Raw genomic sequence first — 13,768 nt, 5'->3', positions numbered from 1 at the left:
CGCGTGACAGCCACCCCGCACGAGACCACCAACGCAAGTCGCACCGCCGGCATCCCCTTCCTTCTGAAAACCGCCTTCATCAACGCGCTGATCGCGCTGGTGCTGTTCTCGCTGATGATCGGCATCCGCACCGAGGCGGGCTCCGACGGCCAGCTGACTTACTGGACGCGCTTCGGCGACCTCGCTTCGATCGTCGCCGCGGTGTTCGGCGGCTCGATCGCGATCGAGCTGCTCAGGCAATGGATCGGCCCGACCGGCGCCGAGAAGCTGGTGCCGCCTGGCGTGCAGAGCGGGATTTCGTTCGTCGGCCGCTACCTCGCGCCGGCTCTGCTGATCTTCACGTTGCTGGTGCCCGTGATCTTCTATAACCAGCGCTACATCCTCGATCTCGCGATCCTCGTGCTCACCTACGTGATGCTGGGCTGGGGCCTCAACGTCGTGGTCGGGCTCGCGGGCCTGCTCGATCTCGGCTACGTCGCCTTCTACGCGGTCGGCGCCTATTCCTACGCCCTGCTCGCCACCAATTTCGGCTGGTCGTTCTGGGTCTGCCTGCCGCTCGCCGGCATCCTTGCCGCGTTCTGGGGCGTGCTGCTCGGCTTTCCGGTGCTGCGCCTGCGCGGCGACTATCTGGCGATCGTGACGCTCGCCTTCGGCGAGATCATCCGCCTCGTCATCATCAATTGGCAGGATCTGACCGGGGGTCCGAACGGCGTCTCCGGCATTCCCCGCCCCTCCTTCTTCGGCATTCCGCTCGACAACAGCGACGACGGCCTGGCTGCAAAGCTCGGCATCGAATATTCGCCGACCCATCGCATCGTCTTCCTGTTCTATTTGATCCTGGCGCTGGCGCTGCTGACCAACTGGGTCACGATCCGCCTGCGCCGCCTGCCAATCGGCCGCGCCTGGGAGGCGTTGCGCGAGGACGAGGTCGCGTGCCGTGCGCTCGGCATCAATACCACGACCACCAAGCTCACGGCGTTCGCAACAGGCGCCATGTTCGGCGGCTTTGCCGGCGCGTTCTTCGCAACCCGTCAGGGCTTCATCAGCCCGGAATCCTTCACCTTCCAGGAATCGGCACTGGTGCTCGCCATCGTCGTGCTCGGCGGCATGGGCTCACAGCTCGGCGTCGCGCTCGCAGCGCTTGCCATGATCGGCGGCTTCGAGCTGTTCCGCAGCCTTGAAACCTACCGCATGCTGGTGTTCGGCATGGCCATGGTGCTGATCATGATCTGGCGGCCGCGCGGCCTGATCGGCCATCGCGCGCCGACCGTGTATCTCACCAAGGCGAAGGCGATTTCCTCCGATCTCGTCAAGGAGGGGCACGGATGAGCGGCGAGCCAATCCTCGGCGTCGAGCGGCTCACCATGCGCTTCGGCGGCATCGTTGCCGTACAGGATTTGTCGTTTGCGGCCGAGCGGAAGAAGATCACCGCACTGATCGGACCGAACGGCGCCGGCAAGACCACCGTCTTCAACTGCATTACCGGCTTTTACAAGCCGAGCAGCGGCGCGATTCGCCTCACCCACGACGACGGCCGACAAATCGCGCTGGAACGGCTCAACGATTTCCGCATTGCGAAGCAGGCCAAGGTCGCCCGCACGTTCCAGAACATCCGGCTGTTTCCCGGCATGACGGCGCTCGAGAACCTGATGGTGGCGCAGCACAATGCCTTGATGCGCGCCTCCGGCTTTACGTTTCTCGGTCTGATCGGTGTCCCCGCCTATCGCGACGCCGAGAAGCAGGCGATCGCGCTCGCCACCGACTGGCTCAAGCGGATCAACCTGTTCGACCGCGCCGATGACGCCGCCGGCAATCTCGCTTATGGCGACCAGCGCCGGCTCGAGATCGCACGCGCGATGTGCACCGAGCCCGCGCTTCTCTGCCTGGACGAGCCGGCCGCCGGCCTCAATGCGCGCGAGAGCGCCGCGCTCAGCGAGCTCTTGCTGTCGATCCGCAACGAGCTCGGCACCTCGATCCTGCTGATCGAGCACGACATGTCGGTGGTCATGGAGATCTCAGACCACATCGTGGTGATGGACCATGGCGTGAAGATCGCGCAGGGCACGCCGCAAGAGGTCCGCGACGATCCCAAGGTGATCGCCGCCTATCTCGGCACCGACGAGGAAGAGGCTGCGGCCGTGATGGAGAGCGGGTCGTGACGTCGGCGTCCATTCCCCTGCTCGCGATTCGCAGCTTGCGCGCCGCCTACGGCAAGATCGAGGCCCTGAAGGGCGTCGACGTCGAGATCAATGCCGGCGAGATCGTGGCGCTGATCGGCGCCAACGGCGCCGGCAAATCGACGCTGATGATGACGATCTTCGGCAAGCCGCGCGCCCGCGCCGGCCAGATCCTTTACGAAGGACGCGACATCACCGACGTACCCACCCACGAGATCGCGCATCTGCGCATCGCGCAGTCGCCGGAAGGCCGCCGCATCTTTCCGCGCATGAGCGTGGCGGAAAACCTTCAGATGGGCGCGGACGCCACCGAATGCACCGATGCGGAGCGCGAGGCGACGCTGGAGCGCGTGTTCACGCTGTTTCCACGGCTGAAGGAGCGCTACGTCCAGCGCGGCGGCACGTTGTCCGGCGGCGAGCAGCAGATGCTTGCGATCGGTCGCGCCCTGATGAGCCGCCCGCGCCTGCTCATGCTCGACGAACCCTCGCTCGGGCTCGCACCGCTGATCGCCCGCCAGATTTTCGACGCGATCCGGACCCTGAACCGGCAGGACGGCCTGACCGTGCTGATCGTCGAGCAGAACGCCAACCATGCGCTCAAGCTCGCCCATCGCGGCTACGTCATGGTCAATGGCCTGATCACGCTTGCCGGAACCGGCGCCGAGTTGCTGCAGCGCCCCGAGATTCGCGCCGCCTATCTGGAAGGCGGCCGGCACGGCTGAGGCCGCCCGGATCCTGGTCGAGCCAGAGCGCAGTGCAGCGGCATGCGCCGAAATATCTGCACTTATGCCCGTATTTTGCCGGTGACTTCTCCCGGGATTCAATCAAGAATGGCGCCGGTTTGAACCGGGCCAACCCGGCAACTTCCACAGGCGATCACCCACGAGGTATCTCATGAAATCACTGAAGCTCATCGGTCTGGCTTTCGGCGCGTCGATCGTGCTGTCGAGCGCGGCATTCGCGCAGGATGTCACCATCGCAGTCGCAGGCCCGATGACAGGCACGGAGTCCGCATTCGGCCGGCAGATGAAGAACGGCGCCGAGATGGCCGTGGCCGATATCAACGCCGCCGGCGGCGTCAACGGCAAGAAGCTCGCCCTCGACGTCGAGGACGATGCCTGCGATCCCAAGCAGGCGCGCTCGGTTGCGGAAAAGATCGCCGGCGCCAAGATCCCCTTCGTCGCCGGGCATTATTGCTCGTCGTCGTCGATCCCCGCCTCCGAAGCCTATGCCGACGGCAACGTGCTTGAAATCACGCCGGCCTCGACCAACCCGCTCTTCACCGAGCGCAAGCTCTGGAACGTGGCCCGCGTCTGCGGCCGTGACGATCAGCAGGGCCTGATCGCGGCGCAGTACATCGCCAAGAACTTCAAGGGCAAGAACATCGCGATCCTCAACGACAAGACCACTTACGGCAAGGGTCTTGCGGACGAGACCAAGAAGGCGCTCAACAAGGCCGGCGTCACCGAGAAGATGTACGAGTCCTACAACAAGGGCGACAAGGACTTCAACGCGATCGTCTCGCGCTTGAAGCGCGACAACATCGATCTCGTTTATGTCGGCGGCTACCACCAGGAAAGCGGCTTGATCCTGCGTCAGATGCGCGACCAGGGCCTCAAGACGATCCTGATGGCCGGCGACGCGCTTGCCGACAAGGAATACGCCTCCATCACCGGCCCTGCCGGGGAAGGCACGCTGTTCACCTTCGGCCCCGATCCGCGCGACAAGCCGACCGCGAAGAAGATCGTCGACGCCTTCAAGGCCAAGAACATCGATCCCGAAGGCTACACGCTCTATACCTACGCAGCGATGCAGGTCTGGTCGCAGGCGGCCAAGAAGGCCGGCACCACTGACCCCAAGAAGGTCATGGAAGCGATGAAGGCCGGCAAGTGGGACACCGTGATCGGCCCGATCGAGTATGACGCCAAGGGCGACATCAAGCAGCTCGACTACGTCGTTTACAAGTGGGACGCGAAGGGCGGCTACTCCGAGATCAAGGGCAACGGCACCTGAGACAGGACGGCTGACCCTTTCACCCGACCGATGTCAACGCCCCGGTTCGCCGGGGCGTTTTCTTGCAGTCCGGTCAAACGGCTGCGGACAGTTCGCCGCCCGCAGCCTCTTGCGCCTTCCGGAGCGCTTGCAGCAGGTCGTTCGGCCGAAACGGCTTTTGCAGGCAGACGACGCTGTCAAGGCCGGGCGCCTCGCCGATGAAGTCCAGCGCCGTCATGCCTGATACCGCCACGATCGGAAATCCGGGAACCCGCTCGCGAATAGCGGCCATGATCTCGATACCGCTGGTGTCGGTCAGGAAAATGTCGACAATCGCGGCGTCGAAAACGTTCTCGCCGAAGGTCTTCAGGCCGGCCGCGCCGCTCTCCGCTTCAACTACGTCATAACGATTGACCCGAAGGACGATCGAGACCATGGCGCGGACGTCCTTCTGGTCGTCGACAACGAGGACACGGGGCATGGGAACGACTCCCGGATCTGCATCATTAATTGGTTCAATTCAACGGCGAGGTGCGCCAAGGCAGTATGGATTGCTCCGGTAAAGCCAACCTTACCGATTCCTATTCCGATACCCTGTTCGAGTTAAGTAAGCTGTAACCCTCGGTTGAGTCGCAGGCGCGTTCCCTCAGGACACACGCCCGAAGCCAGCTACCATGGAAGCCAAGGCAGAAGACCAAGGCAGCCGGCCAACGAAGTCATGTCGACTGCCCATGCCGACCGAACGAGAGGTCAAGGTGCACGCAAAGAACGACCGAAGCACATTCCTTTCGACCTTGCCGGCCATGCAGAGCGATCGCACTGCAGCATTGGCGATCGTCGGCATCTCCGCGATCCTGTTCGCGCTGGCTGTCCCGTTCGCAGGCAAGCCGCTGATCCAGGTGCCGGCCTTCGTGGCCAGCTACCAATCGGCGCTCGCCGTCTGCGACATCATCACCGCAGTTCTGCTGCTGTCGCAATTCGCCGTGCTGCGCAGCCGCGCGTTGCTGCTGCTGTCGACCGGATACCTGTTCACCGCAGCGGCGGCGATGACCCACGCCCTCACCTTCCCGGGACTGTTCGCGCCGACCGGACTGCTGGGCGCCGGCACACAGACCACGGTCTGGCTGTACATGATCTGGCACGGGGATTCCCGCTGTTCGTGCTGTCCTACGCATGGCTGAAGGATGGCGACGGTAGCAACAGGATCGAGGGACCGACCGGGCGTCCGATCATGCTCGTCGCCTTCGGCGTGGTCGCGGCGATGGTGGCGATCGCCTGGATTGTCACGGCGCAGCACGATCTGCTGCCGGTCCTGCTGAGGGACGGCCGCTACACCACCACCATGATCGGCGTGGTGTCGTTCGTCTGGTCGCTAAGCTTCGCGGCGCTCATCACGCTGTGGTTCCGCAAGCCGCACACGGTGATCGACGTCTGGCTCATGGTCACGATGTGCGCCTGGCTGTTCGACATCGCGCTGTCGGCGATCGTCAACGTCGCGCGCTATGATCTCGGTTTCTATGCCGGACGCTTTTATGGCCTCTGCGCCGCGAGCTTTGTCCTCGCGGTATTGCTGATCGAGAATGTCCGCCTCCAGGCGCACACGGTGGGGCTCGTCGGGCGGCTGCGCGAGCAGTCGGCTTCGGAACGCGACTTCTACTCAAAACGTCTCGCGCTGTATGGCGCCGTCGTCGAGTCCTCCAACGATGCGATCATCACCGAGTCGCTCGACGGCATCATCACCGGTTGGAACAAGGCTGCCGAGCGCCTGTTCGGCTATTCTGCCGTCGATGCCGTCGGCCAGTCGATCGACCTCATGGTGCCCGAGGACCGGAGGGCCGAAGCCAGGGGAATTCTCAACCGCATCAGCAGCAACGAGTCGATCGCCGCGCACGAGACGGTCCGCATCGGCAAGGACGGCCGCCTACTCGACGTCGTCCTGAACGTGTCGCCGCTGCGATCGGATAACGGAGAGATCATCGGCGTCTCCAAGATCGCCCATGACATCACCGAGGAGAAGCAATCGCAGGAGAAGCTGCGCCGCGAGACCGAGGAGCGCCAGCGCATTTTCGAAACCTCGCGCGACCTGATCCTGGTCACCGACGGTTTTGGCAATTTCATCCAGGTCAGCCCGAGCGTGAAGGATATCCTCGGCTTGAGCCCGGGGGACATGATCGGGCACAGCGCGACCGACTTCATCCACCCCGACGATCTCGATAAGACGCGGAGCGAGATGCGTGCGGCGCGCCGCGGCCAGACCGTGCGCAGCTTCGAGGCACGCTACTACCATTATGACGGCCACGAGGTCTCATTGAACTGGATGGGGACCTGGTCGGAGCCCGTGAAGCGCCATTTCTTCATCGGGCGCGACCTGACCGAAAAGCAGGCTGCGGAAGCCCAGTTCCGGCAAGTGCAGAAGATGGATTCGATCGGCCAGCTGACCGGCGGCGTCGCCCACGATTTCAACAACGTGCTTACCGTCATCACCGGCACGATCGGTATCTTGGCGGACGCGGTGGCCGATCGGCCCGAACTCGCAGCCATCACCAAGCTGATCGACGATGCCGCCGAGCGCGGCGCGCAACTGACCAAACATCTGCTCGCCTTCGCCCGCAAGCAGCCGCTTCAGCCGCGCGAGATCGACGTCAACGCGCTGACGCTCGAGGCCGCCAAGCTGCTGCACCCGACGCTCGGCGAGCAGATCACCATCCTGCCGCAGCTCACCGAGGATGCCTGGCCCGCTCTGGTCGATCCGGGCCAGCTCTCCACCGCGATCCTCAATCTCGCGCTGAACGCGCGCGATGCGATGCCAGATGGCGGCACGCTGGTGCTGGAGACCCGCAACATCTTCCTCGACGACGGCTATGCCAGCATGAATCCCGACGTCGTCGCCGGCAATTACGTGATGATCGCGGTGAGCGACACCGGCTTGGGCATTCCGGCGGACCTGATCGAGCGGGTGTTCGATCCCTTCTTCACCACCAAGGAAGTCGGCAAGGGCACCGGCCTCGGCCTGAGCATGGTGTTCGGCTTCGTCAAGCAATCCGGCGGCCACATCAAGATCTACAGCGAGGAAGGCCACGGCACGAGCGTGAAGATCTACCTGCCACGTTCCACCGGCGTGCAGGAGACCGAGTACGAGGCGCTCCAGAACGTGCCCATCACCGGCGGCAACGAGAGAATCCTCGTTGTCGAGGACGACGCGCTGGTGCGGCAGTATGTCATGACCCAGATCAAGAGCCTCGGCTATGCCGCGCTGGAAGCGGCCAACGCCGCCGAAGCCCTCGCCATCATCGATGCCGACAAGGACATCGACCTGCTCTTCACCGACGTGATCATGCCGGGCAACATGAATGGCCGCCAGCTGGCCGACGAGGCGGCGCGGCGGCGCCCCGAGCTGAAGACGCTGTTCACCTCAGGCTATACGGAAAACGCCATCGTCCATCACGGCCGGCTCGATTCCGGCGTGCTGCTGCTGGCAAAGCCCTATCGCAAGTCGGAGCTCGCCAAGATGCTCAGGATGGCGCTGGCGAGTTGAGCATGCCGCACGGCTGCGCTATCGCTGAGGCGATGCAGCGGAGTGCCGTCCTTGAAAAACCTCCTCACCGATATCGCCGGCGTCCGCGTCGGCCACGCCCATGATGCAAAACTCGCTTCTGGCACGACGGCGATCGTGTTCGACCAGCCGGCGGTGGCGGCGATCGACATCCGCGGTGGCGGTCCCGGCACGCGGGAGGACGCGTTGCTCGATCCCGCCAGCACGGTCGAACGCGTTGACGCGATCGCGCTGTCCGGCGGCTCCGCGTTCGGGATCGAGGCCGGCGGCGGCATCCAGGCCTGGCTTGCCGAGCAGGGCCGCGGTTTCCGCGTCCGCGAGGCGCTGATCCCGATCGTGCCGGGCGCGATCCTGTTCGATCTGCTCAACGGCGGCGACAAGGCGTGGGGCCGCTTCGCACCCTATCGCGATCTCGGCTATGCGGCGGCGGTCTCAGCCGGGACGGATTTTGCGCTCGGCAGCGTCGGCGCCGGCTTTGGTGCCACCACCGCGACTTTCAAGGGCGGGCTCGGCTCGGCCTCCGCCGTCACCAGCGGCGGCGTCATGGTCGCGGCGCTCATCGCCGTCAATGCGGTCGGCAGCGCCACCGTCGGCGACGGACCGTGGTTCTGGGCGGCGCCGTTCGAGGTCGACGGCGAGTTCGGCGGCCGCGGATTGCCCGACAAATTCACCGACGACATGCTCAAGATGCGCATCAAGGGCGGCCCCGCCGCAACCGAGCGCGAGAACACAACGATCGGCATCGTCGTCACCGATGCGGCGCTGACCAAGCCCCAGGCCAAGCGGCTGGCGATGATCGCGCACACCGGCTTCGCCCGCGCGATCTATCCGGTGCATGCCCCGACCGATGGGGACGTGCTGTTTGCCGCCGCGACGTGCGCGAAGCCGATCGATCCGGTCGCGGGCCTCACCGAGCTCGGCATGATCGCGGCCAACGTGGTCGCGCGCGCGATCGCCCGCGGCATCTACAGCGCGACCGCGCTGCCGTTCCCCGGCGCGCAGCCGGCGTGGATGGACCGGTTTGGCTAGAAACGAACCACCGGATACGGCGTTATCCGGATGGGCCGAGGTGCACCGTCATGCCGTCCCTCCGTGATCCGCTTCTTCCGCTATGCGCCCGAGACGCGCGAATTGAAGGTCACTTTCGTCAGCGGCCGTCTCTACCTCTACGAGGATGTTCCGCCCGAGGTTGCGGCCGCGTTTAGGAACGCCCGCTCCAAAGGTACATTCTTCAACCACGAGATCCGTGATCGGTATGCCTATCGTGACATCACTCGCGAATATGCGGGCTAACCGCGAATGCGCCCTTACACGCTCATCGACATCGATGAAGCCGCGGAACCCGCTGCGGCCTGCGCCTGGCGCTGCATCATCTGGCCGAACCAGTCATAGGGCGAATTACCGCCGCCCGAGGCGCTCTGGGAGCTGGAAGCTCCCGGCACCGTCGTCGTCATCTTGAAGCCGTCGGCATAGGTGACGGTGGTGGTGGTCGAGCCGTCGGCGCCGGTCGATGTGGTCGAGGTCGACCCGCCGCTCGAGGATGAGGACGAGGAGTCGCTGTCGCTGCCGGACGCATCGCCCGAACCGCTCGCGGCCTGCGCGTGGTGGTGGCCGCCATGATGTCCGCTGCTCTTCAGCGCCTTCGACATCTCGTCGAGGCTGACGCTGCCGTCGGAATTGCCATCGAGCTTGGAGAACACATCGTCGGCCTGCGCCAGATTGGTGCCGCCGGCGCCAAGCGCGTTCTCGAACTCGGACTTGGTGATCTGGCCGTCGCCATTGGCGTCGATCTGCGAGAACAGATCCTTCAGCGCATCATCCCGGCTGGTCGATGTCGAGGACGCCGCGCTCGCCGATGTCGAGCTGCTCCTGGTCTCCGACGACTGACTTTGCGCGGCAATCAGCGCGCTCATCGTCTCCGGCGAGATCTGCGCGCAATTGCCGGAATTGACCGATGAGGTCGCGCCACTGCCCGTGCTGCTGCTGGTGTCGATCGCGAACGGATCGGTCGCTGCTTGAGACGTCCCGGTCTTCTGGGTCGACGACGACGACTTCGAGTTCGTCAGCGATTGAATGGCATCGAGCGCACCCGAGACGGCGCCAAGCGCAAACAACATTGCACAACTCCAACCCATGCGGCATGCCGCGGCCAATGTTCTGGCCGTGAGGTCAGCAAGCGTCGTGCCAGCGCGAAAAGCTCAACGAAATCCGCATCCGCCGCACTCTCCTGGATCGGGGAACATCGGCAATTCATGCCGCCGACGGCAGAATTTTCCGCCCACAGGATGCTCGTCCTGCCTGCATTGCCCGGCCGAGGGGCCCATGTTAGGCGAGGCCATACGCCCTTCGGCCGCCACGGGAACCACGCCATGACCCAAGCCTTCGCCCCCCGCCCCCTGGCAATCGCGCCCTCGATCCTGGCCTCGGATTTCTCGAAGCTCGGCGAGGAGGTTCGCGCGGTGGACGCCGCTGGCGCCGACTGGATCCATCTCGACGTGATGGACGGCCACTTCGTGCCCAACATCTCCTACGGCCCCGACGTCATCAAGGCGATGCGCCCGCACACCAAGAAGGTGTTCGACGCGCATCTGATGATCTCGCCCTGTGATCCTTATCTCGAGGCCTTCGCCAAGGCCGGCTGCGACCACATCACCGTGCATGCCGAGGCGGGGCCCCATCTGCACCGCTCGCTCCAGGCGATCCGCGCGCTCGGCAAGAAAGCCGGCGTCTCGCTCAATCCGGGCACACCGATCAGCGTGCTCGAATATGTGCTCGACCTGGTCGACCTCGTGCTGGTGATGTCGGTCAATCCGGGCTTCGGCGGCCAGGCCTTCATCCATTCGGCGATCGACAAGATCAGCGACATGCGCGCGATGATGGCGGGCCGGCCGATCGACATCGAGGTCGACGGCGGCGTCGGCCCCGATAATGCGGGCGCGCTCGCAGCCGCCGGTGCCAATGCCTTCGTCGCCGGCACCTCCGTGTTCAAAGGCGGCACGCAGGACGCCTACAAGACCAATATCGCAGCGATCCGCAACGCGGCGCTCGGGGCCCGGGGCGAAGCGATCTGAAGCACCGCTACGCGCCCGCAAGCCTGCGATCCTTGCGGGTGTTGCGACGCGCACTGCCCAAAATTGCAACCAGGACCCGTACTCCTCCGGGCTTCCCTGATCCGTGCAAATCACCGCTAGTGATTCCTGCCTGATTGGACAGGAGCACATCATGACGACGACCCTGGTTTGGACTGGCGTGGCGTTGTGGATCGGTTTTTGTGCGTTCGTTGTGTTCGGCCCGTCGGCGGGACCGGTAAGGGCTCCCGCGCGTTCGGCCGGTATCGTCGGCCGCGATCGCTATCGGGCCTGATGCCATGCAACTCGCCCTCGTCAAGCGTCAGCCGAAACGCAGATGCCGCATCCCGCGCCGTCCGCATCCGAACCTCGATTTTTTCTTCGGCCGGCTTGAACGCACCGAAGGCGAGATGATCGATGACGCCCGCGCCGAGACGGCGGACCTCAACCACCCGTTCCGGTCACCGCGCCAACATTGAAAACTTCTGGACCAAGACTGATGAAGCCGCACTGCCCGAACTGCCTGAAGGAAATGACCAAGGCGTCAGCGTCGCGTAACCTCTTCAACTGCGAACCCTGCCGCGAGATCATTCAGTACTTCGGCGGCAGCGCGGATCACGGCGAGGCTGGCCCGCACTTCACCTGGCCGATCCGCCGCAAGCGCTCGGGCCAAGCCGCCGCCCACGTGGCTTGATGTGTCAACCCGCAGCCTCGCCCGCATCGGCTTGCCCCGCATCCGCAGCCATCCGCGGCGGCCGCACCACGGTGACGGTGCAGGTCGCCTCCTCAGCCACCTTGGCCGAGACACTGCCGAGCAAACTGCGCCGAAATGAGCCCTGCCGCGCGCCGATGATGACATGGTCGACCTGGTTGACCTCGGCGAATTCCAGCAGCGCAGCGGCGGGATCGACGGCCTCCAGCACATGAACCGACAGCCGGCTCTCGTCCAGTTTCAGGGGCGTCGCCCAGTGCCGGAGCGCGACGAGGCGGTCGATGTGCTTGTTGGAGCCCTGTTCGTCGAGCGTCTTGTCGACGGCAATGCGATTGAGCTTCAGCACATTGACACAGGCAAGCCGTGCTGACGGCAGGGTTGCCAGGATGCGCTCCGTGGTGACCCGCAGCGACTCGTTCAATTCCGGCGCACCCTCCAGCAATTCGAGCGCGACCGCAACGATCGGGCTCATCGCAATGTGCGTCGCGAGATCCGATCTCGCACCCGATGGCTTGACGTCGGGATTGAAGCGGCGCCGCCAGGCGACACTGAGCGGATCGCGCTTCATCCGCTCCGCGCGTGCGGTGAGCTTGACCTGGTCCGGATGGGTCAGATCGAAGGCGAGCTGGGCCGCTGTCGGATAGCGCCAGTCCGGCTGGATCTCGAGGCACCGCAGCACCACCTCCTGGAGCCAGGGCGGATAGTCGCTGCGGAGCGCACGCGGCGGATAAGGGTCGCGCCACAGCCGGCGCCGCATCGCGCGCAGCGTCTCTCCTTCGCCGAAGGGACGTTCGCCGGTGGTGAAGAAATAGAGCAGCACGCCGAGCGAAAACAGATCGCTGCGGGGATCGTCGCGCACACCCAACAGCCGTTCCGGCGCCATATAGGGCGCGGTGCCGTAAGGCACGCGGAACTCCGCCTGCAGCAGATCTGGCAGATGATTATGATGCGACAGGCCAAAGTCGATCAGCACGGCCTCACCATGATCGCGGAACATGATGCTGCTCGGCTTGATGTCGTGATGGATCACGTTCTGCCGGTGCAAATCAGCGAGCGCGGTCGCGATCTTGGCGGCAAGCAGCCGAACTTCGTCGTAAGGCAGCGGCAGGTCAGGCAGCCGCTTGTAGAGCGTCGTCCCCGAAATGCGCTCGATCACGGCGTAGGCCTGATGCGCGAAGTCGCCGGTGCCATAGCAGTGCGGCACGTGCGGCCCTGTCAGCCGCGGCAGGATCATCATCTCCATCTCGAAGGAGACGATCGCCGCCGGGTCCTCGCCCTCGGACGCCCTTGGGATCTTCATCAGCAGCGGGGCGTCAATGCCGGCATGCGTGACGGTCCAGAGTGTCGCCATGCCGCCGGCATGCACGCATTCGCCAATGGTGTAGCCGTCGATCACGGCGCCGGATTTGACCAGGGGTTTCGGCATCGGCCTTTAGCGCCCCTCCGATAACCGGTCTGCGAGCCAGTGCGGTAGGCCGTTCTCGCGGATCCGGTTCGCCGCGCTCGCCACGTCATAGGGTGCCCGGCAATACGTGATCTGGCATGAGACCGTATCGAACAGCACGAACGCCGCGGATGGATCACCGTCGCGCGGCTGGCCGACCGCACCGAGCACGGCCAACCATTGCCGCCCGCGCAGGAGCGGCACCGAAACATCGGTCTTGGGCACGAGGCTAGTCATCTTCGCCGTCACCGACATCGAATAGAGCGCGGGACGGTGAATGTGGCCGCAGAAGGTCACGTGAGCGGGGGTCGATATCAGGCTCCTGGCAGCGTCCGCCGTCGAGCGAATGTAGTGCCAGCGCTGGGGATGAGAGGCTTCCGAGTGCACGAACAGGCGGTCGCCGTCCTCCACGAGCATCGGCAGCTCGGCAAGAAACCGGCGCTGCGCGGTGTCGAGCCGTCCGCGCGTCCATTCGATCGCGATCTGCGCCTCATTGCTCATGGTCTCGGACAAGGAGTTCACCGCCTGGTCGTGATTGCCGCGGACGGCAACGGCGCCCCGGGCGACCAGCTCCATCGCGGTATCCACGACCCATTCCGGATCGGCGCCATAGCCGACCAAATCGCCGAGCATGACGAACCGCTCCGCGCCCTTCGCGCGGGCCGCCTTCAGGCATCCCTCAAACGCCTGCCGATTGCCGTGAATATCCGAGAAGACAGCGAGAAGCACGCACCCTCCACCCTCAAATTCTTGACGCCTATCAAGCCAATTTGAGGGAGATCAACAAGATGCGCCGGCGCGGGGCGCTTTACCAGCGCCGCG

General features: G+C 64.8%; 14 protein-coding genes and 1 pseudogene. 11 read left to right on the top strand and 4 right to left on the bottom strand.

The window, feature by feature from the left end; translation table 11 throughout:
- Positions 1-3: 3 nt before the first annotated feature.
- From livM to ACTGJ9_RS20050, 4 genes are all read left to right on the top strand, one after another.
- The gene (gene livM / locus ACTGJ9_RS20065; protein WP_456672536.1) at positions 4-1,329 is read left to right on the top strand and encodes a high-affinity branched-chain amino acid ABC transporter permease LivM; all 1,326 of its coding nucleotides are present in this window, start codon (positions 4-6) and stop codon (positions 1,327-1,329) included.
- The gene (locus ACTGJ9_RS20060) at positions 1,326-2,159 is read left to right on the top strand and encodes an ABC transporter ATP-binding protein (protein WP_456672535.1); all 834 of its coding nucleotides are present in this window, start codon (positions 1,326-1,328) and stop codon (positions 2,157-2,159) included. Before livM ends, ACTGJ9_RS20060 begins: the two co-directional genes overlap by 4 nt.
- Positions 2,156-2,899 (top strand): ABC transporter ATP-binding protein, encoded by a 744-nt coding sequence (locus ACTGJ9_RS20055; RefSeq protein ID WP_456672534.1) that lies wholly within the window; start codon positions 2,156-2,158, stop codon positions 2,897-2,899. Before ACTGJ9_RS20060 ends, ACTGJ9_RS20055 begins: the two co-directional genes overlap by 4 nt.
- A 172-nt stretch (positions 2,900-3,071) precedes the next feature.
- Positions 3,072-4,190: a branched-chain amino acid ABC transporter substrate-binding protein gene (locus tag ACTGJ9_RS20050; protein ID WP_456672533.1), complete on the top strand. Its 1,119-nt coding sequence runs from the start codon at positions 3,072-3,074 to the stop codon at positions 4,188-4,190.
- 73 nt (positions 4,191-4,263) lie between these two features.
- On the opposite strand, the gene ACTGJ9_RS20045 is transcribed toward ACTGJ9_RS20050, so the two are convergent.
- Positions 4,264-4,650: a response regulator gene (locus ACTGJ9_RS20045; protein ID WP_456672532.1), complete on the bottom strand. Its 387-nt coding sequence runs from the start codon at positions 4,648-4,650 to the stop codon at positions 4,264-4,266.
- A gap of 250 nt (positions 4,651-4,900) precedes the next feature.
- Between ACTGJ9_RS20045 and ACTGJ9_RS20040 the strand changes: the two are divergent.
- From ACTGJ9_RS20040 to ACTGJ9_RS20030, 3 genes and pseudogenes are all read left to right on the top strand, one after another.
- Positions 4,901-7,704: pseudogene (locus ACTGJ9_RS20040) on the top strand (PAS domain S-box protein).
- Between the two features lie 51 nt (positions 7,705-7,755).
- Positions 7,756-8,751, top strand: coding sequence for a P1 family peptidase (locus ACTGJ9_RS20035; protein ID WP_456672531.1), 996 nt, complete (start codon positions 7,756-7,758; stop codon positions 8,749-8,751).
- A 63-nt stretch (positions 8,752-8,814) separates the two neighbouring features.
- Positions 8,815-9,015 (top strand): KTSC domain-containing protein, encoded by a 201-nt coding sequence (locus ACTGJ9_RS20030; RefSeq protein ID WP_456672530.1) that lies wholly within the window; start codon positions 8,815-8,817, stop codon positions 9,013-9,015.
- A gap of 14 nt (positions 9,016-9,029) precedes the next feature.
- On the opposite strand, the gene ACTGJ9_RS20025 is transcribed toward ACTGJ9_RS20030, so the two are convergent.
- A complete protein-coding gene (locus ACTGJ9_RS20025) occupies positions 9,030-9,839 on the bottom strand; it encodes an EF-hand domain-containing protein (RefSeq protein ID WP_456672529.1) in 810 nt (269 codons plus the stop codon).
- Between the two features lie 252 nt (positions 9,840-10,091).
- Here ACTGJ9_RS20025 and rpe point away from each other — a divergent pair, with 252 nt between their 5' ends.
- From rpe to ACTGJ9_RS20005, 4 genes are all read left to right on the top strand, one after another.
- Positions 10,092-10,793, top strand: a complete 702-nt coding sequence (rpe, locus tag ACTGJ9_RS20020) for a ribulose-phosphate 3-epimerase (protein WP_456672528.1) — start codon at positions 10,092-10,094, stop codon at positions 10,791-10,793.
- 151 nt (positions 10,794-10,944) lie between these two features.
- Positions 10,945-11,085 (top strand): hypothetical protein, encoded by a 141-nt coding sequence (locus tag ACTGJ9_RS20015; RefSeq protein WP_456672527.1) that lies wholly within the window; start codon positions 10,945-10,947, stop codon positions 11,083-11,085.
- 4 nt (positions 11,086-11,089) lie between these two features.
- Positions 11,090-11,269, top strand: a complete 180-nt coding sequence (locus ACTGJ9_RS20010) for a hypothetical protein (RefSeq protein ID WP_456672526.1) — start codon at positions 11,090-11,092, stop codon at positions 11,267-11,269.
- Positions 11,270-11,289: 20 nt separating this feature from the next.
- Positions 11,290-11,484 (top strand): hypothetical protein, encoded by a 195-nt coding sequence (locus ACTGJ9_RS20005; protein ID WP_456672525.1) that lies wholly within the window; start codon positions 11,290-11,292, stop codon positions 11,482-11,484.
- 4 nt (positions 11,485-11,488) lie between these two features.
- On the opposite strand, the gene ACTGJ9_RS20000 is transcribed toward ACTGJ9_RS20005, so the two are convergent.
- Together ACTGJ9_RS20000 and ACTGJ9_RS19995 are read right to left on the bottom strand one after the other, a co-directional pair.
- The gene (locus tag ACTGJ9_RS20000; RefSeq protein ID WP_456672524.1) at positions 11,489-12,928 is read right to left on the bottom strand and encodes a serine/threonine protein kinase; all 1,440 of its coding nucleotides are present in this window, start codon (positions 12,926-12,928) and stop codon (positions 11,489-11,491) included.
- A 6-nt stretch (positions 12,929-12,934) separates the two neighbouring features.
- Positions 12,935-13,675 carry a metallophosphoesterase family protein gene (locus ACTGJ9_RS19995; protein ID WP_456672523.1) on the bottom strand — a complete coding sequence of 247 codons (741 nt, stop codon included), beginning with the start codon at positions 13,673-13,675 and terminating at the stop codon, positions 12,935-12,937.
- Between the last annotated feature and the right edge of the window lie 93 nt (positions 13,676-13,768).

It is taken from the genome of Bradyrhizobium sp. RDM12, assembly GCF_051917485.1.
In the GTDB taxonomy this organism is placed as follows: Bacteria; Pseudomonadota; Alphaproteobacteria; order Rhizobiales; family Xanthobacteraceae; genus Bradyrhizobium.
This window is presented reverse-complemented; position numbering and strand designations above follow the sequence as displayed.